This window comes from Flavobacterium sp. P3_A6 (assembly GCF_056403035.1).
Genome location: NZ_JBFUGG010000005.1, coordinates 173,473 through 199,884 on the forward strand (window position 1 = coordinate 173,473; position 26,412 = coordinate 199,884).

Consider the following 26,412-nt stretch of genomic DNA (forward strand, 5'->3'; position numbering starts at 1 on the left):
GCTTCATCAAAATCACAATTGATGAAGCTTTTCAAATAGTTATATTCAAATTATTTGTACAATACTTTCTTAACTGCTTTCACAACATCAGTAGCATTTGGCAACCATTCTTTCAATAATACTGGAGAATATGGCGCAGGAGTATCAGCTGTAGTGATACGTTGAATTGGCGCATCAAGAAAATCGAAAGCCTGCTCTTGAACAAGGTAAGCAATCTCTGAAGATACACTTGCAAAAGGCCAAGCCTCTTCAAGAATTACCAATCTGTTTGTTTTTCTAACAGAAGTTAAAATCGCTTCATTATCCATTGGACGAACAGTTCTCAAGTCGATAATTTCACAAGAGATACCTTCTTTTGCCAATTCATCGGCTGCAATATAAGCTTCTTTGATGATTTTTCCAAAAGAAACGATAGTTACATCAGTCCCTTCTCTTTTAATATCGGCAACTCCAATTGGAATGGTATATTCACCATCTGGCACTTCTCCTTTGTCACCATACATTTGCTCTGATTCCATGAAAATAACTGGATCATTATCACGAATAGCTGATTTTAATAAACCTTTGGCATCATAAACATTTGACGGAACCACAACTTTAAGTCCTGGAGTATTGGCAAACCAGTTCTCGATAGCTTGAGAGTGAGTTGCTCCCAATTGTCCAGCCGAAGCAGTTGGTCCACGGAAAACGATAGGCACATTAAACTGACCACCTGTCATCTGACGCATTTTGGCAGCGTTATTTATAATTTGATCAATTCCAACCAAACAAAAGTTGAAAGTCATATACTCAACAATCGGGCGGCAGCCATTCATTGCCGATCCTACTGCAATTCCAGTAAAACCAAGTTCAGCAATTGGTGTATCGATTACTCTTTTTTCGCCAAATTCAGCTAGCATTCCTTTAGATGCTTTGTAGGCACCATTATATTCTGCCACCTCTTCACCCATTAAGTATATGGACTCATCGCGACGCATTTCTTCACTCATTGCTTCACAAATGGCCTCTCTAAATTGTATCGTTCTCATATTTATATAGTCTGTGTGTAATTTTTAGAAATGCAAAAATAATTATTTTAAATTACTTAAAAGCATAAAACACTTTAAAATAACAAGGTTTTATACTATTGTTTTTTTTAGGTGCTATTTACTTCATTAGTTCGTTTCACTCGTGTCCTCTGTTAACCAATTATTATTTATTTTGATCTAGAAAACATCCGCAAAAAAACCAAGAACTTAATCCTTGTCTTTTTATTTGCTTAAATTATAATAGCTGCTTGACAAATTGTGACAACTGATGTAAATTGTTGAAATTCACAAAATATTATTCATTTTTTATAAAAACTATCATTATAAACATTCTTATCGCATTAGAATTAACGAAATCGTAATAGTTATAAAAAATGTTATGCGTGCATAATAAATTATTCAATTTATTATTTTAAATTTGTCAGAGAAAAAAAAGAATTTAAATATATAATTATGAAAATATTAGTTTGCATCAGCCATGTTCCTGATACTACATCAAAAATCAACTTCACAAACGGAGACGCTGAATTTGACACCAATGGAGTTCAATATGTAATTAATCCAAATGACGAATTTGGACTAACACGTGCTATATGGTTTCAAGAACAGCAAGGAGCTACAGTTACTATTGTTAATGTTGGCGGACCAGATACAGAACCCACTTTAAGAAAAGCATTAGCAATTGGTGCAAACGAAGCAATTCGCGTTAATGCAAATCCAACTGATGGTTTTTTTGTAGCTAAACAATTAGCCGAAGTAATTAAAAATGGCGGGTATGACATTGTAATTGCCGGAAAAGAGTCATTAGATTATAATGGCGGAATGGTTCCTGGTATGATTGCTGGTATTTTAGGGTACAATTTTTTAAATTCTTGTACAGCTATAACAGTTGACGGTACCAATGTAACTGCTGTTCGCGAAATAGACGGCGGAAAAGAAACCGTAAGCACTACACTACCGCTTATCATCGGAGCTCAAAAAGGGCTTGTAGAGGAAAAAGATTTGCGTATTCCAAATATGAGAGGAATCATGACTGCCAGAACAAAAGCTTTAACAATTCTTGAACCAGTTGATGCCCCTGTAAATACTAAAGCAGTGAAATTTGAAAAACCAGCTCCAAAATCGGCAGTGAAGTTAGTTTCTGCAGATAATCTGGACGAATTAATTAATTTATTGCACAACGAAGCGAAAGTAATTTAAGAATTAGATTGCTGGTTGTAGATTAACGATTTTTGATTGCTGATGGCAAAAAAAATCTTTAATCTCTAGTCTAAGTTCTAAAATCTAAAATCACAAGTCTAAAATCTAAAATCACAAATCATCATGTCAATATTAATATATGCAGAATCTGCAGAAGGAAAGTTTAAAAAAGTAGCATTAGAACTAGCATCTTATGCAAAAAAAGTAGCCGAAACATTAGGAACAACCGTTACAGCTGTAACTGTAAATGCTGGTGATGTTTCCGAATTATCAAAATACGGAGTTGATAAGGTCTTGAAAGTAAACAATGATAAATTAACAAGCTTTACAGCCAAAGCGTATGCTGATGTTATTAAGCAAGCGGCTCAAAAAGAAGCAACCAAAATAGTTCTATTATCTTCTACAACAGACAGCATCTACATGGCTTCTCTTGTGGCAGTTGTTTTAGAGGCAGGTTATGCTTCAAATGTTATTGGTTTACCGGTAAGCACTTCACCATTTCAAGTAAAAAGAACTGCTTTTTCAAACAAAGCTTTTAATATCACTGAAATCAATACGGATGTAAAAGTATTAACTATAGGAAAAAACTCTTATGGCATCTTTGAAAATGCCTCTTCTTTGACTGAAGAAGATTTTAATCCAACAGTTGGAGATGCTGATTTTGGAGTAAAAGTAACATCTGTAGAAAAAGTTTCAGGAAAAGTTTCAATTGCTGATGCCGATATCGTTGTTTCTGCCGGACGCGGTCTTAAAGGTCCCGAAAACTGGGGAATGATTGAAGAATTAGCAGGAGTTCTTGGGGCTGCTACAGCTTGTTCAAAACCAGTATCTGATTTAGGGTGGAGACCTCACGGAGAACACGTAGGACAAACAGGAAAACCAGTAGCTACCAATTTGTATATTGCCATCGGAATCTCAGGAGCAATACAGCATATTGCAGGGATTAACTCTTCTAAAGTAAAAGTCGTTATTAACAGCGACCCAGAAGCGCCATTCTTTAAAGTCGCTGATTATGGAGTTGTTGGAGATGCGTTCGAAATTGTGCCTCAATTAATAGCTAAATTTAAAGCTTTCAAAGAACACCAATCTTAAGTAATTAGTGAAGAGTGATTAGTAATTAGCCTGAAAGCGCAGATTTTAACAAAAGCTAATCACTCTTCACTAATCACTCTTCACTAATTACTTAAGGACTTAATAACTTCAGATTTAATTTCTCTTATAATTAAGCTGCCTAAAAATAAGATAATCGTATCTTTGCTTTAGGCAGTTTTTTTGTTCCATAAATTTTGATTAAAATTGCACTTTATTTAAAACAGAAAATTAAGACACAATTAATAGAGTACTTTGTAATTCTCACTACACCAACATGAGCTTAGTTAAATTATCAATAAAAGGAATTTCATACAGTCAAACTCAAAATGGCGCTTATGCGTTAATTTTAAATGAGGTTGACGGGGAAAGAAAATTGCCTATCGTCATTGGAGCTTTTGAGGCCCAATCCATAGCGATAGCTTTAGAAAAAGAGATCAAGCCTCCTCGTCCTTTAACTCATGATTTGTTCAAGAATTTTGCAGAGCGTTTTGACATTGCAGTAAAACAGGTAATTATTCACAAACTGGTTGATGGTGTTTTCTATTCCAGCATTATTTGCGAAAGAGATAAAATCGAAGAAATAATTGATGCCAGAACTTCAGATGCAATTGCTTTAGCAATCCGATTTAATGCTCCTATTTTTACCTATAAAAACATACTGGATAAGGCTGGAATTTATTTGAAAGCCAACCCTCTTGAGAGCGAAGCATCTAATGAAATAGAGGATATTCTTTCCAATCCAGAGACTTTTGGCTCTGCCGAGAGTAACGAATCCGGCAATATGTATTCCAACCATAGCTTACAGGAGTTAAACGAATTATTAGCGCAAGCGGTCGAACAAGAAGATTATGAAAAAGCGGCTAAGATTCGAGATGAAATTTCTAAGAGAGAAGCATAATGTTTAACCGTAGATTTGCTAAATCGTTTAATCGAATGAACAAATCCACGATTAACCAAATAAACACAAATGAAACAATACCTAGACTTAGTACAGCATGTTATGAATAACGGCTGTCAAAAAGGAGACCGAACCGGAACTGGAACAAAAAGCGTATTTGGCTATCAAATGCGGTTTGATTTAAGCGAAGGTTTCCCAATGTTAACCACCAAAAAACTACACCTAAAATCTATTATATACGAATTGCTTTGGTTCTTGAAGGGTGATACTAATATTAAATACCTTCAGGAAAACGGAGTAAAAATATGGGATGCTTGGGCAGATAGCCACGGTGATTTAGGTCCAGTTTACGGACATCAATGGCGTAATTGGAATAGCGAAGAAATAGATCAGATTTCAGATCTTATTACTGAATTAAAAACAAATCCAAACAGCCGCAGGATGCTTGTTTCGGCATGGAACCCATCTGTATTACCAGACACTACTAAGTCATTTGAGGAAAATGTTGCCAATAATAAAGCCGCTTTACCTCCTTGTCATGCATTCTTTCAATTTTACGTAGCTTCTCCAGATGAATCAAAAGGTGAAACCAAAGGAAAACTTTCCTGCCAATTATATCAGCGAAGTGCTGATATTTTCTTGGGAGTCCCTTTCAATATTGCTTCATACGCCCTATTGACAATGATGATCGCACAAGTTTGTGACCTTGAAGCAGGCGATTTCATACATACATTTGGAGATGCCCATATATACAACAACCATTTTGAACAACTTGAATTACAGCTTAGCCGTGAACCCAAACCATTGCCAAAAATGATTTTAAATCCCAATATAAAAAACATCTTCGATTTTGATTTCGATGATTTCACATTAGAAGGATATGAGCCTCATGCCCTTATTAAAGGAAATGTAGCTGTATAAAAAAACAAAAATCCGCTTCAATGAGCGGATTTTTTTATGCTATAATACCAATACACTATTCTCAGCACCTGCAAAGTCATTCCATTTGAATGAATCGGCTTCAGGCTCATTTACATACGAACCATCAACTACATATTTAAACTCGTATGTTGCATCTTTACCTAATTCGAAAGTTCCTTTGAAAGTTCCGTTTTTTAATTTGCTCAAAAAACCTTCTTCAATTTTCCAACCATTAAAATCACCAATTACAGACACTTCATTAGCCTCTTTTGCTTCTAAAGAAAAAGTAACTTTACAAACTGGCTTCGTTTTTATAAATTGCTTTTTTACTGACATAACTATTTTATTTTTAGGTTATTACAAAGTAAGCGAAATAATTCGAAACATACACGAAAAGTCTCATTTTTAGCATATTAACAAAAAACAAGTATCTTTTTTATCATTAAAAAAAAATAGAATCTCATAAATATTAATTTCCATTTAAGAAAACGATTTCCCGTTAAATATTCAACAATCAAAATAGTTACATTTAAAAATAAATTCTACCTTTATAAGCAAAATTCTACTTTATGGAAAAAGAATTACATGAACAATATGAATATGCCAGAAACCGCATAAAGCAAAAGAAAAGATTGTATTACCATTTTGTTTTCTTTACATTGTGCAGTATTTTTTTATTCACTGCTGTATATTTTTTTGAAACAGCAATAGAATTAAATTGGTGTATTTGGATTATTACACTATGGCTATTTGTTTTTGTATTGCATTTCATAAAGGTTTTCATTACCGATAGATTCATGAATAAATATTGGGAAAGAGACCAAATTGACCGGCTAGTAGCGTTACAGAAAAAAAAAATAGCCCAGTTACAATCCAAAATTGAGGACAATAATTCTAAATAAATCCTAACATTATGATTATCATGATTGCCGCAGTTGCCGAAAACAATGCTCTGGGAAAGAACAACGAATTAGTTTGGCATTTACCTAATGACTTCAAAAGATTCAAAGCCTTAACTACTGGCCACCATATAATAATGGGGAGAAAAACATTTGAGAGCTTCCCCAAACCGCTTCCCAATAGAACGCATGTTATAATAACCAGACAAAAAGATTATAATCCAAAAGATTGTATAGTGGTGGATAGCATTGAAAAAGCTCTTGCTGTTTGCCCAGAAAATGAAACTTCATTTATAATTGGCGGAGGGGAAATTTATAATCTAGCCATTCCGTTCGCTGATCAGTTAGAAATCACGAAAGTGCATCATAGTTTTGAAGCTGATGCCTTTTTCCCAGAAATCAATTCTGATGATTGGAAAGAAATCCAAGCCGAATTTAATCCAATAGACGATAAACACCAATTTGCGTATACGTATCAAACTTTTATCAAAATATAATTTTAGACTTAAAATATAAAACGCTTAAGTTTTGAGTTTAAATTATTAAAATTCAATAATTTACCTAACAACAAAATTGATTAAAGGCTACCATTCATTCACTTTATTAGCATCCATTTTAATAAAAATAAATAATAAAATAGTGAATCCCCAAAGTCCTGATCCCCCATATGAAAAGAAAGGCAACGGTACTCCAATAGTTGGAAAAATGCCAATAACCATTGCTATATTTACAAAGAAATGGGTAAATAAAATACCCGCAACACAGTAACCATATACTCTGCTGAACTTGGTTTTTTGTCTTTCTGCTAGATAAATCACTCTAAGAAACAAGCCTGTAAAAAGCGCTATTACTACCAAAGAACCAACAAATCCCCATTCTTCGCCAACAGTTGTAAAAATATAATCGGTATGCTGTTCCGGAACAAAACCTCCTTTAGTTTGGGTACCTTCAAGAAATCCTTTACCTAACCAGCCTCCAGAACCAACAGCAATTTCAGATTGGTTAGTATTATATCCAATACCCTTCATGTCTACTTCTTTACCTAACAATATATTAAATCTGTCACGGTGATGCTGTTTGAAAACATTTGTAAAAACATAGTTTACAGATAAAACAAATCCTGATATAATTGTAAATAGAATACTGCTCAACACTATATTTCGATCAGCAATTCTTGACTTATAATGAACTAGAACAATGACCAAAAGCGATATCAAAATAACATACTGGGGTTCTAACACCAATGTCAGCATGAACAGCAAAACAGTTATAAAACCAGTCCAGACATACCAAGCAGGCAACCCTTCTCTAAATAAAACAATGATGAAAATACTGTAAATCAAAGCACTTCCTGGGTCAGGCTGCGGTAAAATAAGCATAACCGGTAAAAAAACAATGGCTAATGCCTGTACTTGCCTGTTAACTTCTTTTAAATTTATCTGGGTATCACTGAGGTATTTAGCAATAGCTAATGAGGTTGCCGCTTTTGCAAATTCAGAGGGCTGCAATGTAAAACTTCCAAATCCATACCAACAGCGCTGTCCCGCAATTGTTTTACCAAACACAAACAGACCAGCAAGTGATATTAAAGAAATGACAAATATGATACTGGCATATTTTTCATAAAATTTACCATCAATATACAATAAAATAAAAATCATTGGAACAGTTAAACCAATGAAAATAGCTTGCTTTTCATAAGTTCCCTCTGTCGAAGACAATGAAGAAGAATAAATATTTAACCAACCCATAAACACAAGTGCTATATAGATAATGATACATATCCAATCAATATTGCTTGATAAACTTTGATTTTTCATTTGATATGAATGTATTATTTTTTGGTTTTAGTTGTGTCAATTTTTTGTAAAGCTGCTTTTGCTTTACTTTGGGTAATAGAATCCTTAATTCTTAATTCCTCTTTTACTTCTTCCGAAAGCCCTCCCAATATTGCATATCGACTCTGTAAACTCGTGTTCAATACACGCGTTTCCAAATCAGTTCTTGTGATTTTTTTTCTAAGATATTTTTCAATCATCAAACTGGCAATAGGACCTGCAATAGTTGCTCCAAAACCACCATTTTCGACCAAAACTGCTATGGCTATTTTTGGATTGTCTTTTGGTGCAAAAGCGACAAAAATAGAATGGTCTTTTAGCTGAACTCTTTTGCCTCCAATTTTAGCAAAATTTTCGGCTGTTCCCGTCTTTCCGCAAATATCAATTCCTTCAACTCGCAATGCATAAGCTGTCCCTCTGTTATAAACATCAAAGAGTCCACTTATCATAGGAGGAAAATATTTTGGATCAATGGTCGTCACATGCTTAGTCGTAAACTTGGTGTCTATTTTTTCTCCCTTTATTTTTTTAATAATATGAGGCGTGTAATAATACCCATGATTGGCTACTGTCGCCATCATATTCGCCAACTGAATAGGAGTCACCAATACCTCCCCTTGACCGATAGCATTAGAAATAATCGTTTTCCCACTATAACCCCACCCTGGATACATTCTTTTATATGTTTTTGAAGTAGGAATCTTTCCACTTTTACCCGTTGGTAAATCGTAACCCATAAATTGACCTAATCCAAAACTCTTAACATGATTACTCCATACATCCACAGCGTAAGGAGTGCTTTTATATTTGCCAATAGTCCTCAAATACACATTCGAAAAATAAGCGTTACACGATTTGTAAATACCAACATGAAAATCCAATACACCGCCACCGCAATGACAACGCTGAAATCGGCCGGGAGCATAATAAAAACCATGATTACAAACAAAAGTAGTTTTTTCATCTATGACCCCCTCTTGTAATCCAACAAGACCAGTCATAATTTTAAATGGAGATCCCGGCGGATACTGAGCCAATAACCCCCTGTCATAAAGCGGGTTTGCAATAGAATCATGATATAATTTTGTGTAATTTTTGGAACGCTGTCTTCCCACCAAAATTCCAGGATCATAGGACGGAGCAGTTACAAGTGCTAAAATCTCACCTGTACTAGGTTCAATAGCAACTATCCCTCCTCGTTTATTTACCATTAACTGTTCACCATATTTTTGAATTTCGGAATCTATGGTAAGATTTATATCTTCACCCTGAACAGCAATAGTGTCATATTTTCCTTCTTTATAAGAACCAATTTCTCTGTTAAATTTGTCTTTTTGAAAATATTTTACTCCTTTTACCCCTCGAAGAATTTTTTCATAACTTTCTTCAACTCCTTGTTTACCAATTAAATCCCCACTCTTGTAATAATGGTTTTTTTCAATTAGCTTATCATTTACCTGTGTTATGAATCCAAAAATATTGGCTCCATAATTCACTTCATAATCACGCAAGGAGCGTTTTTGAAAATAAAAACCTTCAAATTTTCTGATTTTTTCTTGAAATGCGGCAAATTCATTCTTATTCAATTGAGCCATAAATACAGAGGGTAATCTCGGGCTGTATACTTTGGCTTTTTCTATTCTTTTGATGAAATCGTCTTTGGTTATATTCAATAATTTACAAAACTCAAGAGTATCCGTTTTATTTAGTTCTCTTGGTATAACCATGATGTCATAAGAAGGCTGATTGGCAACTAATAAAACACCGTTTCTATCATAAATATAACCTCTCTCCGGATAATCATATTTTATTTTTATGGCATTATTTTCCGATTTTAGTTTAAACGAATCGTCAATAATCTGCAAGTAAAAAACACGTATGATTAATAAAGATGCACCAATAATAATTAAAGCTGGCAACAAGACTTTTCTCATCGTTTATTTGGCTTTATAAGGTAAATAAGGATAATACAGATTAATATAGTAAATAGGGTACTTAAAACTGTTCGGATCAAAACATCTAAAATAAAAGAGATTTGAAAAGATTCCAATAAAAACAATGCACTATTATGTGTTATAACAGCCAATAAGATAAAAGTGAACCGTTCAGGCGTTAATACATCATTTAGCTTAATGGTCTGATACTCATAACTAAGACCAAATGAAAATTTAAAAAAAACGGGTCTCAAATAAGCCAGAAGAACACAAGCAGTAGCGTGAACTCCTCCTGAATTACAAAATAGATCCATAATCAAACCTAAAAAAAAACTGGCAATAAGAAGATTGGCTTTATTTCCATTTACTGGATAAAGAATGATAAAAAGAATATAAGGAAACGCACTAACATAACCTTCAAAATTCATTTTATTAAAAACTAGAATTTGTAAAGCTAATAGGAGCACAAAACGAAAAATATTCACTAACAACGTGCTATTCATCTTTTCTTTGGTTTTCTAAATTTTTAATTTCTTCGCTGTTTTCAGTTTTTATGATATAAACATGGCCTAAATTGGTCATATCATTAAATAGTTTTACGCTTATTCTGTAATAATGTGTTTTGTCATCAGGAATGAATATTTTATCAATTGTACCAATTCCTATATTTTCAGGGAATATTACTGATTGTCCTCCAGTAACGATAGTATCGCCTTTTTTTATGGTTGCCAATCTTGGAACATCAATCAATTGTACAAAACCAGCGTTTTTTCCATCCCAATTCAATGTCCCAAAGTGATCTGAGTTTTTTATCTTAGCATTTATTTGCGATTTGATATTCAAAATACTAATTACGGTCGAATAATTATCAGATACATCATCAGTAATACCTACAATTCCTAAGCTGTTTATAACTCCCATATCAGGTTTAACTCCAGACTTGGCTCCAGCATTTAATGTTAAAAAGTTCTCAACCACATTATAAGAATTATGAATGACCTTACACACAACAATATCTTTGGGCAAAACACCTTTTAAGCTGTCTAAATTTGGAATCTTGGCAGAATCTTGAGTTTTAAACAGCAAACTTTTCAAGTTAGCATTCTCTATCGCAAGTTCATTATTTTGTTCTCTCAAATGAAGATATTCTTCTATAGAATTTATTTTTTCGTAAACACCGCCACTCAAAAAATTAGCGGAACTGATAACTTTACTTCTATGAAAAGAATGGGACTGAATGGTAAGAGATAATGAAATACCCAAAAGCAGCAAAAACAGTATTCTATTACTGTTTTTTATAATAAATGAGAATATTTGCTGCATTTCTTAACTGTATATATTGAATGTTAGATATAAACTGATTTCAGTAAAAGATATTACTTAATCAAAATGTTTTTAAACTTTGTAATATTTTTAAGTGCCATTCCAGTTCCTCTTACAACAGCTCTCAACGGATCTTCAGCAATATAAACCGGTAAATCTGTTTTTTGGGAGATTCTTTTGTCAAGTCCTCTCAACATCGATCCACCACCTGCAAGATAGATACCCGTATTATAGATATCGGCTGCTAATTCGGGAGGAGTTTGAGATAATGTTTCCATTACGGCATCTTCAATTCGCTGAATCGATTTATCCAATGCTTTTGCGATTTCTCTGTAGGACACCTCAACCTGTTTTGGTTTTCCCGTTAATAAATCTCTCCCTTGAACTGACATATCTTCCGGAGGAGTTTCTAAATCTTCAATAGCCGCACCAATTTGAATTTTTATTTTTTCAGCAGTACTTTCCCCAACAAATAAGTTGTGCTGTGTACGCATATAGTAAACAATATCATTGGTGAATACGTCTCCGGCAATTTTAACCGATTTGTCACAAACGATTCCGCCTAATGCAATTACCGCAATCTCTGTTGTTCCCCCACCTATATCGACAATCATATTCCCTTTTGGCTGCATAATATCGATTCCGATACCAATTGCCGCCGCCATAGGCTCATGTATCAAATAAACTTCTTTACCGTTTACTCTTTCGCAAGATTCTTTTACCGCTCTCATCTCCACTTCGGTAATCCCTGAAGGAATACATACAACCATTCTTAAGGCAGGTGTAAACATTCTTTTTTTCAATGCCGGTATGCTTTTGATAAACATACTGATCATTTTTTCAGAGGCATCAAAATCAGCAATTACACCATCTTTTAAAGGTCTGATTGTTTTAATGTTTTCATGCGTCTTCCCTTGCATCATGTTGGCTTCCTTACCAACTGCAATAATTTTGCCTGATATTCTATCACGCGCAACTATAGACGGACTGTCAATTACGACTTTGTCATTGTGAATGATTAAAGTGTTTGCTGTACCAAGGTCTATCGCAATATCCTCGGTCATGAAATCAAAAAATCCCATATGCCTTTTAAGGGTTAAAAAGTTATAAATAAATTACGCACAAAGTTAAACAAATTAATGTTTAAAATGACGTGTTCCTGTAAATACCATCGCAAGATTGTTTTCATTGCAATAATTAATGCTCAATTCATCTTTGATTGATCCTCCCGGCTGAATTACCGCAGTTATTCCTGCTTTTTTAGCTAATTCTACACAGTCTGGAAATGGAAAAAAAGCATCACTTGCCATTGAAGCGCCTTCTAAGCTAAATCCGAAAGTTTTTGCTTTTTCGATCGCCTGCAATAAAGCATCCACTCTTGAAGTCTGTCCCGTTCCCGAAGATATCAAAGTTCCATTTTTAGCAAAAACAATTGTATTTGATTTAGTATTCTTACACACTTTGGAAGCAAAAATCAAATCTTCAATTTCTTGCTCTGTAGGTGCTGTTGTTGTAACGGTTTTTAAGTCCGCTTTAGTATCAGTAATATTGTTTCTTTCTTGAATTAACAAACCGTTAAGACACGTTCTTACTTGTTTTTGAGGCAATTCAACTTCATTTTGAATCAATATAATTCTATTTTTCTTTTCTTGCAAAATAGCAATAGCTTCAGCATCATAAGACGGAGCGATAACTACTTCACAAAATAACTTGTTGATTTCATTGGCTGTTTCAATATCAATAGTAGCGTTGGCTATCAATACACCTCCAAAAGCAGAAGTTGGATCACAAGCCAAAGCAACATTGTATGCTTCGGAAATGGTTTTTCTGGTTGCCAATCCGCAGGCATTATTATGTTTTAAAATAGCAAATGTCGGATCATCAGTTTTAAATTCATGAATTAAATTTACTGCGGCATCAACATCAAGCAAATTATTATATGACAATTCTTTCCCGTGAACTTTAGTAAACATCGCTTCAAAATCTCCAAAAAAGAATCCTTTTTGATGTGGATTTTCACCATATCTCAATACTTGGCCGTTTTCTATACTAGCTTTATATATTGTTTCATCTGTATTAAAATAGTTAAAGATTGCACCATCATAATGTGAAGAAACATGAAAAGCTTTAGTTGCCAATAACTTTCTGTCAGCCAATGTCGTTGATCCGTTTTGAGCAGTAATCATGTCCAAAAACAAACTGTATTGATCAACAGAAGCTACAATTACAGTGTCTTTGAAATTTTTTGCGGCAGCACGAATCAATGAAATTCCGCCGATATCTATTTTTTCGATTATATCTTCTTCACTTGCTCCAGAAGCTACTGTTTTTTCAAAAGGATATAAATCAACAATTACCAAATCAATTTGAGGAATCTCATATTCCTTCATTTGCTGTACATCGCTTTCGTTGTCTTGACGATTTAGGATGCCTCCAAAAACTTTCGGATGTAACGTTTTTACTCTTCCGCCAAGAATTGATGGATAAGACGTTACATCTTCAACAGGTATTACAGGAATCCCTAAATTTTTAATGAATTCTTCCGTGCCTCCTGTAGAATAAAAAATTACATTTTGCTCATGTAATTTTCTAACAATTGGCTCAAGACCATCTTTTGAAAAGACCGAAATTAATGCTGATTGGATTGTTTTTGTTGTGCTCATTGAGTAGTTATAATTTTAGAGTGCAAAAATAGTTTTTTTTGATAATATAATTCAATAAAAAAGATGTAACAATCTCTTAAAATATCATACCTATTGTTAAATATATTTTTTTAGGTTTTTTATAACCGCTGGGATGAAATTTCTTCTTATTAAAATAAAAAAGCGGTTTCTGACAACCAAATTTTAAATACTTTTCAGAAGAAATAAAAAGATAGAATTTTACAGTAATACAAATTTTAAAAATATGCTAGTTTACCTACGATTATTAAAAGAGAGTTTTGGTTTTGCCATGAATGCTTTGCGAAGCAATAAATTAAGAACATTTCTTTCTTTATTGGGGGTAACTATTGGGATATTCTCGATAATAGCTGTACTTGCTGCTGTTGACTCTTTGGAGAAAAAAATTTCCAAAGATTTGAGCAGTATGGATAAAAACACCATTTATTTATTGAAATTCCCATTTGGCCCTTCAGACATACCCCAATGGAAAAGAGAACAGTTTCCTAATGTAAAATATTCGGAATATATTTATTTGAAAGACGCAATGACGCATACAGATGAATTGGGTTACCGCATATTTACCAAAAGCGAATCTATTAAATATGGATCTAACGTTGTAAGTGCTGTGCAAATAATGCCGGTTTCTCATGAATTTATTGACATTGAAGGATTAACATTTGAAGAAGGCAGATTTTATAATGAGTCTGAAGCAAATTCTGGTGCTCCTGTGATTGTACTTGGAGCCGAGATAGCAAAATCGCTTTTTGAAGACACCGAAGCTATTGGAAAAAACGTGAGACTGTATGGACAGCGGTTTACCGTTATAGGAGTTCTAAAAAAAGAAGGATCCACCTTTGGAGGCGGTAATGACTCCTCAGCTTACATTCCTGTTAACTTTGTTCGAAAAATGTATGGAGATAACAATCCTAATTTAACGAATGTTATCATATTCAAACCTGAAAAAGGGGTGGATATGGAAGAGTATAAAGGTGAAATTTCACAAAAGCTTAGAAATTTCAGAGGATTAAAAGCAGGAGAGATTGATGATTTTTTCATTAATGTTTTTGCAGGTTTTTTAGAAATCATAGATCAATTTTTAGGGACTTTGCGATTTGGAGGAATCTGTATAAGTATTTTTTCTTTTTTGGTTGGCGGTTTTGGTGTTGCAAATATTATGTTTGTATCTGTAAAAGAAAGAACGAATTTAATTGGGATTCAGAAATCATTAGGTGCTAAAAACAGATTTATTTTATTTCAATTTTTATTTGAAGCAATTATCCTTTGCGTAATTGGGGGGATAATCGGTTTATTTATAGTTTGGATTACTTCTATACTTCTTACTAATTTATTAGATTTTGAATTTGTATTAAGTCTGCTGAATATTTTAATTGGTTCAGGATTATCAATTATTGTAGGAATTATATCTGGCATTATTCCTGCAATTGCAGCCTCCAAGCTAGACCCTGTTGAAGCTATCAGAACTGGACTGTAAGCCGTTATCTGCGTCGTTAAAATATTGTTATTTAAGTGTAAATTTTGGTGAGCGGTAAATATTTAATTAGTTTTGGATAAACATCCAATAATTTAATATTCTGATAGATGAGCTTTATTTTAAAAAATGTAGATACAGTTGACTCTATTACTAGAGAGGATTTTAAGAAAAACTATTTAGACAAAAGAAAACCTTTAATTATAAAAGGATTAACAAACGATTGGTCAGCTCGTGAAAAATGGTCAACCGATTATTTCAAAGAAATAGCTGGAGATATTGAAGTAAAGCTCGTGGATAATTCCAAAGCAGATCCAGCCAAAGTAATCAATGCCTCAATTGCCAGTATGAAATTTGGTGAGTACCTGGATTTAATAAAAAGAGAACCTACAGAGCTGCGCATTTTTTTCTTCAATCTTTTCAAGCACAGACCAGAATTAGTTAATGATATAAAAATACCCAAAGACTTAATGGGCGGTTTTATAGAAAGTATGCCAGCCATGTTTTTTGGCGGATCCAAAGCGGTTACTTTTTTACATTATGACATTGATTTGCCACACCTTTTTCACACTCATTTTGGAGGCCGAAAACACATTATATTATTTGATAATAAATGGAAAAAACGGCTTTACTGTATCCCTAATACCACTTATGCATTAGAAGATTATGATGTTGCCAATCCAGATTTCGAAAAATTCCCAGCATTAAAAGGAGTTGAAGGGTATGAAGTTTTTCTAGAACATGGAGATACGTTGTTTATGCCTACAGGAATGTGGCATTGGATGCGCTACATTGACGGTTCTTTTTCCTTGACTCTGCGCGCTTGGGATCAATCATTTACTAGGAAAGCAGCCAGTATTTGGAGTTTGTTTATGCATGGTGCAGTAGATAGCGCTGTAAAAGTAGTTTTCAAAGAGCGTTATGCAAAATGGAGAGAAAAATTGGCTTTCAAAATTGCCGAAAAAGAACTAAAAAAAGACAGACCAAAAAGACAGTATATTTAAAATTATCATTTCAGACTAAATAAAAACACAAAATCCCAAGAAAATTTCCTTGGGATTTTGTGTTTTTAGAAGTTTTAAAACTATCTAATAGGATTATTTTGAATCAAATCTAAGTATAAGTTAATCTTATCTTTCAATTCTTTTCTTGGTGTTATAAAATCCAAGAAACCATGCTCAAGTAAGAACTCAGCAGTTTGAAATCCTTCCGGCAAATCTTTACCGGTAGTATCTCTTACTACGCGTGGTCCCGCAAATCCAATTAATGCACCAGGTTCTGAAATATTGATATCTCCTAACATCGCATAAGATGCTGTAGTTCCTCCTGTTGTCGGATCGGTACAAAGAGAAATATAAGGCAGTTTTGCTTCAGAAAGCTGTGCCAATTTTACAGATGTTTTTGCTAATTGCATCAAAGAATAAGCAGCTTCCATCATTCGGGCACCTCCTGATTTGGATATCATTACAAAAGGAAGTCTGTTTTTGATTGCAAAATCAATCCCTCTTGCTATTTTTTCTCCAACAACAGCTCCCATCGATCCGCCGATGAAGGCAAAATCCATACAGCAAATCACAACTTCTTTTCCTTTGGATTTCCCTACTCCAGTACGCACAGCGTCTTTAAGCTTCGTTTTTTCCATTACTTCTTTCAATCGGTCTGCATATTTTTTTGTATCAACAAAATGCAGAGGATCTTTTGAAGTCATGTTTTTGTCCAACTCAACAAACTCATTATTGTCAAATAAAATATCAAAATAGGCTTCACTCCCAATTCTAACATGGAAACCATCTTCTGGACTTACAAATAAATTACGAGCCAATTCATCGGCATCAATAATTTTTCCTGTAGGTGATTTATACCAAAGCCCTTTTGGGATATCCATTTTGTCTTCGGTAGCCGTAGTGATTCCTTTTTCTTTTCTTTTAAACCAAGCCATTTATATAGTATTCAGTGTTCAGTAATGTAATATAGTGTTCAGTTTTCTGCGATTTAGTAATCATCTTTAGTGTTCAATAATCAGTATTTTAAAGAACTGAACACTAAAGACTAAAACTGTCACTTTTTATAGTGTATTTACGTTATTTAAGTCAGCAAATGCCTGCTCAAGTCTAGCATTGAAAGTTGACTCACCTTCACGCAGCCATTTTCTTGGGTCGTAATATTTTTTGTTTGGAGCATCAGAACCAGTTGGGTTCCCGATTTGAGTTTTAAGGTACTCAATGTTGTTTACCATAAAATCACGGATACCTTCAGTAAATGCAAACTGCAAATCAGTATCAATATTCATTTTTACAACACCATAGCTAATTCCCTCTCTGATTTCTTCTAATGTAGAACCAGATCCTCCGTGGAAAACAAAATCAACAGGATTTGGACCTGTACTGAATTTATTTTGAACGTAATCTTGAGAATTTTTTAAGATTTTTGGAGTTAATTTTACGTTTCCTGGTTTGTAAACACCGTGAACGTTTCCAAAAGCGGCAGCAATTGTAAATTTTGGGCTAACTTTTGATAATTCTTCATAAGCAAAAGCTACTTCTTCTGGCTGAGTGTATAATTTTGAGCTATCTACATCAGAGTTATCTACACCGTCTTCTTCACCACCTGTGATTCCAAGTTCGATTTCCAGAGTCATTCCCATTTTGCTCATTCTAGCTAAATAACCTTTACAGATTTCGATATTCTCTTCTATAGGCTCTTCAGATAAATCGATCATGTGAGAAGAGAATAATGGCTTTCCAGTTGCTGCAAAATGTGCTTCTGAAGCATCTAATAATCCGTCAATCCAAGGCAATAATTTTTTGGCACAGTGGTCAGTGTGCAAGATAACAGTTGCTCCGTATGCTTCAGCTAATGTATGAATATGTTTTGCTCCTGCAATACCTCCAGCAATAGCGGCTTTTTCTCCAGCATTAGAAAGTCCTTTTCCAGCATTAAATTGTGCTCCTCCGTTTGAAAATTGGATAATAACTGGTGCGTTTAATTTAGCAGCAGTTTCTAGTACTCCATTAATTGTATCAGATCCGATAACATTTACAGCAGGAAGCGCAAAACCTTTTTCTTTTGCATAGTTAAATATTTCTTGTACTTGATCGCCTGTAGCTACTCCGGGTTTAATATTGTGTGCCATTGTAATTTTCTTTTAATTGTTTTTTTTAGTTTTTAGATTATAATTTGCAAAAATAAGAATTAATTAGCACTTAAAAAGGGTAATTGATACCAAAATTAAACACAGAATTTGCAAAATTATATTGCGTAAACCATCTTTCCCCTATTTCCTTGGCTGGATTATAGGTTTTGAATCCTAAATCGAGCCTTACAACAAAGAAACTTACGTCATATCGAACACCAAATCCTGTTCCTATAGCGATTTCGCTTAAATCTTTTATGCTGTTAAATTTTGCTGATTCATAAGTAACGGCATCAAGTACGTTCCAAATATTCCCTGCATCCGCAAAAAATGCTCCTCCCCATTTGCCAGCAATTGGGAAACGATATTCGCCACTAATGGCTATTTTCATATTAGCTTCATTAAAATCATTGGAAAAAGAACTGCTTCCTGGCCCAAGATTGTAAGACTGCCATGCTCTGTTATCATTAGACCCTCCTGCAAAGTAGCTTTTTGAAAACGGAATAGTATTTGAGTTCCCGTATGGTATAGCGATTCCAAAAAAGCTTCGCATGGCAAATATGCCAGACTTGCCAATACTCCAATGCTTAATGAAATCAAATTCTGTTTTTATATATTCAGAATATTCTAAATTAAAAATCTCATAATTTCCATCTTTATTTTTAGGAATATTTCCTATCGCGGATATCGCGGATAATATAGTACCTGCTGATTCTAATTTTGTTCTGAAAGTATAAAAATCATTGTCCTGCAGATCTTTTCTGCTTGTTTTCGTAAAATTAAAATTAGTAGCCAGAATAAAATCATTATCGGTGAGCCTTATTCTTTGCTGTTCAATACTATTTACATTTTGAAACTCAACATCATTTGGAGTTAATGCTGTTTTGCCCGTTAAAACTTCATTTGTGAAACCTGTTGTTCCGCTCTCTATAATCAAATTTCCATTTTCAACATTAGATGATTCTAAATTATAAGTTTTAGCAATATTATTTAAAGCATCATAAGAACTAGTATAAACATGGAAATAATTGCTAGGATTCAGATTTCGGACAAACTGAAAATTTAAAAGATCCAATCGGCTGGTTGTGTTTCTCTTTGGTGTCCAGTTGTATGAAAAAGATCCCGTAAAGTTTTCCTTGTCTAATCCAATATTGGTTTGTTTAGAAAGCCCCAGACTAAACACTGTAGAAGGAATCATGCTTTTCGGAATTATTTTTTCTGTTTTGAAAGGAAATAATACTCGAGGGAAATTTAATTTTGCATCCACACCATATTCGGACACATTAAAAAAACCGGCATTCGAATTAGCAATATCGTTTGATGCTCCAATATTTCCTCTAGCCGAAAGTTCTAATGTTTCGGCTCCATTAAATACATTCCGCACTGTTTCTGTAATACTTCCAGTAACCCCGAAATCTTCTATATTAGAATGGGTCGCATCTAAAGTGTAGCCAAAGCTGTATTTTTTTCGAGGGGTTAAATAAATTTTGGCCACCAAAGATTGAGCCGTTATGTCTTTTTTATCAACTTCATATTGTATGGTCGGATAATTAAATGTTTTCAGATTATTCAAGTACCTAGTAGACAAAACAGTTTTGATATCGCTAAAGACATCTCCTTTGGTAATAAATATGGCATCGGTTATTGCGTGCGGCGTATATTTTATTTTTTGAAAACCATATAAAGTCATATTATTGTAAGCCACACTATCTCTAACAGGCTGGTTGTGATTTGAAGCCGAGTAGTCGGTGTAAATTTTAATATCGCTGATTTTATATATTTTAAAAGGCTCCGTTTTTGTGGAGTCGTTTTCCTGATAAGAATAATTTTCAACATTTAAAATTATTGTCGCCTTGTTTTTCTTATTGATAGTATCTATGTCAAAATTGACATAATTGGGCTGAAAACGAAATGCTCCATGGTTTCTAAAATAAGTACTGATATGATTTTTTTCGTTTTCAAAATCTTCTGTTTTATATTGATTTCCGGGAATCAATACTGATTTTATGCCTTGATATAGCGAATCTAAAGCTGGAGTCTTTATTTTGATCTTTACAGAATCGATAAAATAAGGATTTCCTGTAGCTAAAAAGTACTTAATTTGAGCTTTTTTAGGAGCTAAAGAATCTATTTTGTATGATGTTTTAATATCAAAATAGCCATTATTAAAATAATAACTTTTAAGCCGTGCTAGTGATTTTATTGCTTTTAAAGTATCGGCTATTACTGGTGCTTCTCCAGTTTCTTTCAAAAAGTTATGAATCCCAAGATACCAAAATGATTTACGAAGTCCTTCTATCTGTTTTGCGGAAAGCCATTTAACTTCTCTATCGTATTTTTTTTTATTATTTAAATATTTCAGATTGAAAGTAGAATCAGGATTAGGATTAGCCAAATTGTAGATATTCAACAGCATTCGATATCCCAATATGCTGCTGTTGGGCTGCTGATACAACTGATCGTAAATCGTTTGGTTTTTGAGTAATTTATCATTCTCAAAAATTTCGTTTTTAACAAGGAGCTGTTTTCTGGCAGGAACTCTTTTTTCTGAATTACAGGCATAGAAAAGAATACTAATTAGAATAAATACTGTTATTTTTGCAACATTCTTTTTCTCCCTAAAAAGTACAGTTTGCCTTAAAATTTTGGCAAAACTATTTTTTATTTTTAAGAAAAAAAAACATTTATTCATTTGGGAATTCGTGTTATGGAATATTAAATTCAAAAATACATCTTTTATGCTTAGTAAAAACCAAATAAAACTTATATCTAGTCTGCAGCAAAAAAAATACCGTTTTGCTAATCAATTGTTTTTTGCTGAGGGTGTAAAAGTAATTCAAGAATTAGTAAAATCAAATTTTGAACTGGAACATCTTTACACAACCAAAGAAGATTTTAAGGAGATTGCTTCCCATAAAATAACGCTTATTACAGAAAATGAATTGAATAAAATAAGTGCCCTGACTACACCAAATACTTGTTTGGCTGTATTCAAAATTCCTTTGGAAAGCAAAATCATTGAATCTGGATTGGTACTTGCTCTAGATTCTGTCAGAGATCCAGGCAATATGGGAACTATTCTTAGACTGTGTGATTGGTTTGGAATTCGGCAACTGATCTGCTCAAAAGAAACTGTCGATATTTACAATCCAAAAGTTGTCCAGGCTACTATGGGCTCCATTAGCAGAGTAAATGTTAATTATACTGATTTAGATACTTTTCTGAAAAAAACTGAATTACCCGTTTTTGGTACTTTCATGGACAGTGACAGCATTTATAAAACAGCTTTACCGCAGGAAGGCATTATTGTTATGGGAAATGAAGCAAATGGAATTTCTGAAAGCATCGAAAAATTAATTACAAAAAGAATCACCATTCCTCGTTTTGGAGAGCTTCAAATTACCGAAAGTCTGAATGTAGCCACCGCAACAGCTATTATTTTAAGCGAATTCAGAAGACAGGGTTTATAATCTTAGTTCATTAGCAATTGTAAATAACTGCAAAAATGCCTAATATTTATCTTTAGTACTGATCGCTCAATTGCTCTCACAATCGCTTTTACTATTACTCTAAAAATTAATAATTGGTTCTAATGAAAGGTGAAATTAATTAAAATTGCTCTTGATTTCATAGATTCTATGTTACCAGTCCAAGGGCTGTTTGGATCTTTGTCCCGAATTAGTTCATCAGAAATTCCAAATTGTCCTCTAAGAGAAGGCGAGAATATAAAATACTCTGAAAAGATATCAATTCCAATTCCCAATTCATAATTGGTAGTCCATGTTTTCATTCTAAACCGTTCTTCGAGATTATCATCTAAAGATTTTGCATTGCTGGATAAATTTAAATTTGCAGACACGCCTCCTAATAAATAAGGACGTATATTTCCAGTCCTAAGGGATGAAAATTTTAGCAATATTGGAAAATTAACATAAGTACTGTTTACCTCTCTTATGGCGTCACTCGAAGAGTTAAAAGCGGAATTTGGAGGATAATGTAAAGTTCTGTCCGAATAATAAAGACCTGGCTCAAACCTTAAGTCTAAATATTCCTGAAGCCTAAAGTTAGTCACCAATCCCACATTAAATCCGCCTGATTTATCTACTTGTATATCGGGATCCACTGTTTTATAGTCAATTTTGAAATCATAAGAATTGAACCCTAAGAAAAAACCAAAATAAAGTCTTTTCTTTTGCCAGTTCTCTAAGTTAATTATCGGATCCTTACTGAAAATCCCTTTACTTTGAGAAGATCCTTCTACAGCAATACTTAGTAAAATTAATACAATTATTTTTTTCATATTATGCTGCATATTTCAGTATTATTTTTTGGAAGCAGAGTAAATAGTTGCAACGCCAAATGTTTGAGGCATAGCGTTCACCATTATAAACCCAGTTTTTCTTAAAATATTGTTTAAAGCTTCACCATAAGGAAAAGCTGCTGCAGATTCTGACAAATACCCATAGGCTACATTATCTTTGGAGAAAACTTTTCCAATCAACGGTAAAATATTTTTACTGTAAAAATTATAACCTTGTTTATAAGGTGTTTTATCAGGCACAGAGGTTTCCAGAATAACAAATATTCCGCCTGGCTTTAATACTCTGAGAATCTCTGAAAGTCCAGTTTCAAGATGTTCAAAATTTCTAACGCCAAACGCTACTGTTATAGCATCAAAATAATTGTCTTCAAAAGGCATATTTTCTGAGTCTGCTAATACCATTTCAATAGTATGCGACAGATTTTTTTCTTGAATTTTTTTAGTGCCAATTTCGAGCATTCCTGCCGAGATATCAAGCCCAATAATTTTTTTTGCTTTGGTTTGTGCCATCAAAATAGCAAGATCACCAGTTCCTGTAGCAATGTCTAATATCGTTTCAGGATTAGTTTCGGCAACCAATTTCAAAACTTTTTTTCTCCATTTAACATCGATTCCAAACGAAATAACTCGATTTAGGTTATCATAGTTACCGGAAATAGTATCAAACATTTTGGCAACCTGTTCTTTTTTACTGAGAGAAGAATCTTTATAAGGTGTGATTTCTTTTGGCATTTTTTTAATTTCTACAAATATAAACAAACTGTATAAACTATAAATGTGTTTTTTTTGCTATGCAAAATTTTATTCTATAATCATTGCACTACATAATTCAAGAATCATCTTTATTTTTTTTAAATGAAAAATAATTGAAATATCACTAAAAGTGGGTATTGTGAATACTGTTTTTATTACTGATGTTTGTACTTTAAAATTTAAATATTTTTGAAATGATTAGACGGGAATTAATGGCCCAAACCAAATGGATGCTTCTTGCGCTATTTATCTCATTTGTTCTTGTACTGTTTTTTGAAGGTACTGTCACCAGTGGCAGTATTATTTTAAAAGCGCAAAATACGTTCTTAGGATTAAATTTGTTTTTGGAAATTTTAATTTTCTTCGCCTTTAGTACCTTTGTGGTATTTGGTACTAAAGGCTTTTTTGAGTTGTACTCTCAAAAATTATCAAATTATATTGTCCTCACATCGGGGATAATATTGATATTTGTGATTTGTATATTATGTTATCAAATCGTAGTGCAAGAATAGGTCATTCCGCTAATCATTTTAAAAAAAGCATTCCTAGCAATAGGATGCTTTTTTTTTTGAAAATATCCAAGAGGTTACAGATGATAAAGAGCTATAAAAAAACACCTGCAAAAGTCATTTGCAGGTGTTTTTTAAATATTTTTAGCCCAATAATCTTGCATTTTATCGCAAGGCAAAATCATAACTTATCTTTTAACCAACTTTCCTTTTTTATCTATTGGAATACTAGTTTTTACAATTGATTTTGGCTGCAGATCATCCAATACATTCAAAGCTTCTTCAACATAAATATCTTTAGACAAACTTTCATGCCATCTGTCTCTTTTTTCTTTTAGAACTGGGTCATTGATAAACCCTTCTAATTCATATGGCAATGAATTGAATTTTAAATTATTTTTATAATCAGCGATAGATTTAAACTTTTTGGCAGTTTCTTCTATTTGATTTTGAGCTGCCTTAAATTTATCTATATTCAAACTGTAAGTATTCTCATTGCTCCTGCTGTCAATCCATTTTGCATTTTCTTGAATTAATTGGAATTGGACATTTTTCTCAATTCTTTGTTTACTATTAGCAATTGCCTGATCAAATTTTGAAGTATTATTCCAAAGAGCATAAGAAGCCGGATCAATTTTATCCCATGGCAATGCATGAACATCATCACGCTCCCCCATTTTTAAATAAGCATAACGGTCTGGCATAACCACATCGCTGCTTACTCCTTCAAGCTGAGTAGAACCTCCATTAATTCTATAAAATTTTTGAATGGTTGTTTTTAAGGCTCCAAAATCTCCAAATGAACTACTCCTAACATATGGGTTCAAGTCAATTACTCTCTGAACCGTTCCTTTTCCATACGTTTGCTTACTGCCAATGATGATTCCCCGCTTATAATCCTGAATAGCGGCTGCCAAAATCTCCGAAGCAGAAGCCGAAAATTCATTTACCATAATTACTAATGGCCCATCCCATTTTATTTTCTTATCAGTATCATACAGAATTTCTTTTTTAACAGCAGATTTAACCTGAACAATAGGTCCTTCTTCTATAAACAACCCTGCAATATTTACAACTGCCCCCAAAGAACCACCTCCATCATCGCGAACATCTAAAACAATACCTTTTATACCAGTTTCTTTTAAACGGTCAATTTCTTTAGCAATATCTTTAGCCGCATCTCTTCCTTTTCCATCTTTGTTCTCAAAATCAATATAAAATTTAGGCAAATAAATAACCCCGTATTTCAGTCCGTTTTTCTCTACAACACTCGATTTTACATATGTTTCTTCAATCTCAACAATGTCTCTGATAATTGAAATAATCTGTATTGTGCCATCAGTCTTTTTTACAGTAAGACGAACTTCAGAACCTTTTGGCCCTTTTATTTTTTTGATAACATCTGCCAAACGCAGACCTGCTATATCAACTGCCGCACCATTGGATTGGGCTACTTTAATAATTAAATCCCCTTTTTCCAATTGTTTTCCTCTCCACGCCGGTCCTCCAGAAATAAGCTCTGAGACTTCGATGTAATCATTTTTCTTTTGCAGCTGAGCGCCAATACCTTCGAATTTACCGCTTATGCTTACATCAAATTTTTCTTTTTCTTCAGGAGCAAAATAAGAAGTGTGAGGATCGAATTGAGACATCATAGAATTGACAAATAATGTAAACCAATCTTCTCTTTTTAATTCATTCATAAACCCAAAAGAATCATTCAGTGCCTTTATTGAATTTTCTCTTGTTTCCTTTTCCAACATAGCGTCCGATTTTACAACATAAGCTGGATCTTTCCGTTTTTTGTCCTCTTCAGTTTTTTTCTTGTCTATAAAAGATGAAAGCACAGACAGCTTAATTTGTTTCCTCCATTTATCTTTCAGCTCAATATTATTTTTAGCGTAGGGAACTTTGTCATAATCCACATTAAAATTCTCATTAATTTTATAATCAAAAGGACTGCTTAATATTTCTTTGAATATTTTATTCCCTTCCTCCATACGAAGCATCAAACGGTCGTAAGTAAGATTAAAAAAGGTCAAGTCTTTATTCGTTAATTGATCATCCAGTTCCAATTCGAATTTAGAAAACTCATTGATATCCGACTGCAGAAAAAATCGCTTGGAAGGATCCAAAGCTTCTATATACTCTTTATAAACCCCTTTAGAAAAATCATCATTAATGGCTACAGGATTATAGTGTTCTTTCTTTATTACAAACATCAATAATTCCAATAGCAATTTGTCTTTCTCTGGATCATTCGATTTTTTTGAATTAACTGTAAACGCAAATAAAGTAACCGAAAGACAAATTAGTGCAACGAGTATTTTATATTTTTTTTTCATATACAGGTATATTGTTTTTATTCTCCCTAAGCGATCCACACGGAAGATATTCACTATATTTAGATT

24 protein-coding genes are annotated in these 26,412 nt (G+C 33.4%); 10 read left to right on the forward strand and 14 right to left on the reverse strand.

What is annotated here, in order from left to right:
* Nucleotides 1–50: 50 nt before the first annotated feature.
* Nucleotides 51–1,028, reverse strand: a complete 978-nt coding sequence (locus AC1DVP_RS07225; RefSeq protein WP_315251735.1) for a pyruvate dehydrogenase complex E1 component subunit beta — start codon at nt 1,026–1,028, stop codon at nt 51–53.
* A 453-nt stretch (nt 1,029–1,481) separates the two neighbouring features.
* On the opposite strand from AC1DVP_RS07225, the gene AC1DVP_RS07230 reads away from it, so the two are divergent.
* The 4 genes from AC1DVP_RS07230 (at nt 1,482) to AC1DVP_RS07245 (ending at nt 5,139) form a co-directional block, all read left to right on the forward strand.
* Entirely contained in the window at nt 1,482–2,228 is a 747-nt protein-coding gene (locus AC1DVP_RS07230; protein ID WP_477182828.1) for an electron transfer flavoprotein subunit beta/FixA family protein, read from the forward strand.
* 123 nt (nt 2,229–2,351) lie between these two features.
* Entirely contained in the window at nt 2,352–3,320 is a 969-nt protein-coding gene (locus AC1DVP_RS07235) for an electron transfer flavoprotein subunit alpha/FixB family protein (RefSeq protein WP_477182829.1), read from the forward strand.
* 274 nt (nt 3,321–3,594) lie between these two features.
* A complete protein-coding gene (locus AC1DVP_RS07240) occupies nt 3,595–4,218 on the forward strand; it encodes a bifunctional nuclease family protein (protein WP_477182830.1) in 624 nt (207 codons plus the stop codon).
* Between the two features lie 69 nt (nt 4,219–4,287).
* Nucleotides 4,288–5,139 (forward strand): thymidylate synthase, encoded by an 852-nt coding sequence (locus AC1DVP_RS07245; RefSeq protein WP_477182831.1) that lies wholly within the window; start codon nt 4,288–4,290, stop codon nt 5,137–5,139.
* 39 nt (nt 5,140–5,178) lie between these two features.
* Here the strand turns inward: AC1DVP_RS07245 and AC1DVP_RS07250 are convergent, their stop codons facing one another.
* Nucleotides 5,179–5,475: an isoamylase early set domain-containing protein gene (locus tag AC1DVP_RS07250; RefSeq protein WP_477182832.1), complete on the reverse strand. Its 297-nt coding sequence runs from the start codon at nt 5,473–5,475 to the stop codon at nt 5,179–5,181.
* Nucleotides 5,476–5,708: 233 nt separating this feature from the next.
* Between AC1DVP_RS07250 and AC1DVP_RS07255 the strand changes: the two genes are divergently transcribed.
* Together AC1DVP_RS07255 and AC1DVP_RS07260 are read left to right on the forward strand one after the other, a co-directional pair.
* The gene (locus AC1DVP_RS07255) at nt 5,709–6,041 is read left to right on the forward strand and encodes a 2TM domain-containing protein (protein ID WP_477182833.1); all 333 of its coding nucleotides are present in this window, start codon (nt 5,709–5,711) and stop codon (nt 6,039–6,041) included.
* 11 nt (nt 6,042–6,052) lie between these two features.
* A complete protein-coding gene (locus AC1DVP_RS07260; protein ID WP_477182834.1) occupies nt 6,053–6,535 on the forward strand; it encodes a dihydrofolate reductase in 483 nt (160 codons plus the stop codon).
* Between the two features lie 87 nt (nt 6,536–6,622).
* Here the strand turns inward: AC1DVP_RS07260 and rodA are convergent, their stop codons facing one another.
* From rodA to purH, 6 genes are read right to left on the reverse strand one after another with little or no spacing between them, the layout of a single operon-like run.
* The gene (rodA, locus tag AC1DVP_RS07265) at nt 6,623–7,858 is read right to left on the reverse strand and encodes a rod shape-determining protein RodA (RefSeq protein WP_477182835.1); all 1,236 of its coding nucleotides are present in this window, start codon (nt 7,856–7,858) and stop codon (nt 6,623–6,625) included.
* Between the two features lie 14 nt (nt 7,859–7,872).
* Entirely contained in the window at nt 7,873–9,810 is a 1,938-nt protein-coding gene (mrdA, locus tag AC1DVP_RS07270; RefSeq protein WP_477182836.1) for a penicillin-binding protein 2, read from the reverse strand.
* Nucleotides 9,807–10,313, reverse strand: a complete 507-nt coding sequence (gene mreD, locus AC1DVP_RS07275) for a rod shape-determining protein MreD (protein WP_477182837.1) — start codon at nt 10,311–10,313, stop codon at nt 9,807–9,809. Before mreD ends, mrdA begins: the two co-directional genes overlap by 4 nt.
* On the reverse strand, nt 10,306–11,133 hold the full coding sequence (gene mreC, locus AC1DVP_RS07280) for a rod shape-determining protein MreC (RefSeq protein ID WP_477182838.1): 828 nt from the start codon (nt 11,131–11,133) through the stop codon (nt 10,306–10,308). The genes mreD and mreC overlap by 8 nt, the downstream gene beginning before the upstream one ends.
* Nucleotides 11,134–11,186: 53 nt before the next feature.
* Nucleotides 11,187–12,215, reverse strand: coding sequence for a rod shape-determining protein (locus AC1DVP_RS07285; RefSeq protein ID WP_100433056.1), 1,029 nt, complete (start codon nt 12,213–12,215; stop codon nt 11,187–11,189).
* A 54-nt stretch (nt 12,216–12,269) separates the two neighbouring features.
* A complete protein-coding gene (gene purH, locus AC1DVP_RS07290; RefSeq protein WP_477182839.1) occupies nt 12,270–13,796 on the reverse strand; it encodes a bifunctional phosphoribosylaminoimidazolecarboxamide formyltransferase/IMP cyclohydrolase in 1,527 nt (508 codons plus the stop codon).
* Between the two features lie 244 nt (nt 13,797–14,040).
* Between purH and AC1DVP_RS07295 the strand changes: the two genes are divergently transcribed.
* Together AC1DVP_RS07295 and AC1DVP_RS07300 are read left to right on the forward strand one after the other, a co-directional pair.
* Nucleotides 14,041–15,288 (forward strand): ABC transporter permease, encoded by a 1,248-nt coding sequence (locus tag AC1DVP_RS07295; RefSeq protein WP_477182840.1) that lies wholly within the window; start codon nt 14,041–14,043, stop codon nt 15,286–15,288.
* Nucleotides 15,289–15,395: 107 nt separating this feature from the next.
* Nucleotides 15,396–16,289 carry a cupin-like domain-containing protein gene (locus tag AC1DVP_RS07300; protein WP_477182841.1) on the forward strand — a complete coding sequence of 298 codons (894 nt, stop codon included), beginning with the start codon at nt 15,396–15,398 and terminating at the stop codon, nt 16,287–16,289.
* Nucleotides 16,290–16,369: 80 nt separating this feature from the next.
* Here the strand turns inward: AC1DVP_RS07300 and accD are convergent, their stop codons facing one another.
* The 3 genes from accD to tamL form a co-directional block, all read right to left on the reverse strand.
* On the reverse strand, nt 16,370–17,224 hold the full coding sequence (accD, locus tag AC1DVP_RS07305) for an acetyl-CoA carboxylase, carboxyltransferase subunit beta (protein ID WP_100433052.1): 855 nt from the start codon (nt 17,222–17,224) through the stop codon (nt 16,370–16,372).
* A 126-nt stretch (nt 17,225–17,350) separates the two neighbouring features.
* The gene (fbaA, locus tag AC1DVP_RS07310) at nt 17,351–18,418 is read right to left on the reverse strand and encodes a class II fructose-bisphosphate aldolase (protein ID WP_477182842.1); all 1,068 of its coding nucleotides are present in this window, start codon (nt 18,416–18,418) and stop codon (nt 17,351–17,353) included.
* A gap of 70 nt (nt 18,419–18,488) precedes the next feature.
* Nucleotides 18,489–21,110, reverse strand: coding sequence for a translocation and assembly module lipoprotein TamL (gene tamL, locus AC1DVP_RS07315; RefSeq protein ID WP_477182843.1), 2,622 nt, complete (start codon nt 21,108–21,110; stop codon nt 18,489–18,491).
* 46 nt (nt 21,111–21,156) lie between these two features.
* Here tamL and AC1DVP_RS07320 point away from each other — a divergent pair, with 46 nt between their 5' ends.
* On the forward strand, nt 21,157–21,888 hold the full coding sequence (locus tag AC1DVP_RS07320) for a TrmH family RNA methyltransferase (RefSeq protein ID WP_477182844.1): 732 nt from the start codon (nt 21,157–21,159) through the stop codon (nt 21,886–21,888).
* A gap of 119 nt (nt 21,889–22,007) precedes the next feature.
* On the opposite strand, the gene porT is transcribed toward AC1DVP_RS07320, so the two are convergent.
* Both porT and ubiE read right to left on the reverse strand, forming a co-directional pair.
* Nucleotides 22,008–22,718, reverse strand: a complete 711-nt coding sequence (porT, locus tag AC1DVP_RS07325) for a type IX secretion/gliding motility protein PorT/SprT (RefSeq protein WP_477182845.1) — start codon at nt 22,716–22,718, stop codon at nt 22,008–22,010.
* A 21-nt stretch (nt 22,719–22,739) separates the two neighbouring features.
* On the reverse strand, nt 22,740–23,471 hold the full coding sequence (gene ubiE / locus AC1DVP_RS07330) for a bifunctional demethylmenaquinone methyltransferase/2-methoxy-6-polyprenyl-1,4-benzoquinol methylase UbiE (RefSeq protein WP_477182846.1): 732 nt from the start codon (nt 23,469–23,471) through the stop codon (nt 22,740–22,742).
* A 215-nt stretch (nt 23,472–23,686) separates the two neighbouring features.
* Between ubiE and AC1DVP_RS07335 the strand changes: the two genes are divergently transcribed.
* Nucleotides 23,687–24,004, forward strand: coding sequence for a hypothetical protein (locus AC1DVP_RS07335; protein WP_477182847.1), 318 nt, complete (start codon nt 23,687–23,689; stop codon nt 24,002–24,004).
* A gap of 185 nt (nt 24,005–24,189) precedes the next feature.
* Here the strand turns inward: AC1DVP_RS07335 and AC1DVP_RS07340 are convergent, their stop codons facing one another.
* On the reverse strand, nt 24,190–26,367 hold the full coding sequence (locus AC1DVP_RS07340; protein ID WP_477182905.1) for a carboxy terminal-processing peptidase: 2,178 nt from the start codon (nt 26,365–26,367) through the stop codon (nt 24,190–24,192).
* Nucleotides 26,368–26,412: the final 45 nt, after the last annotated feature.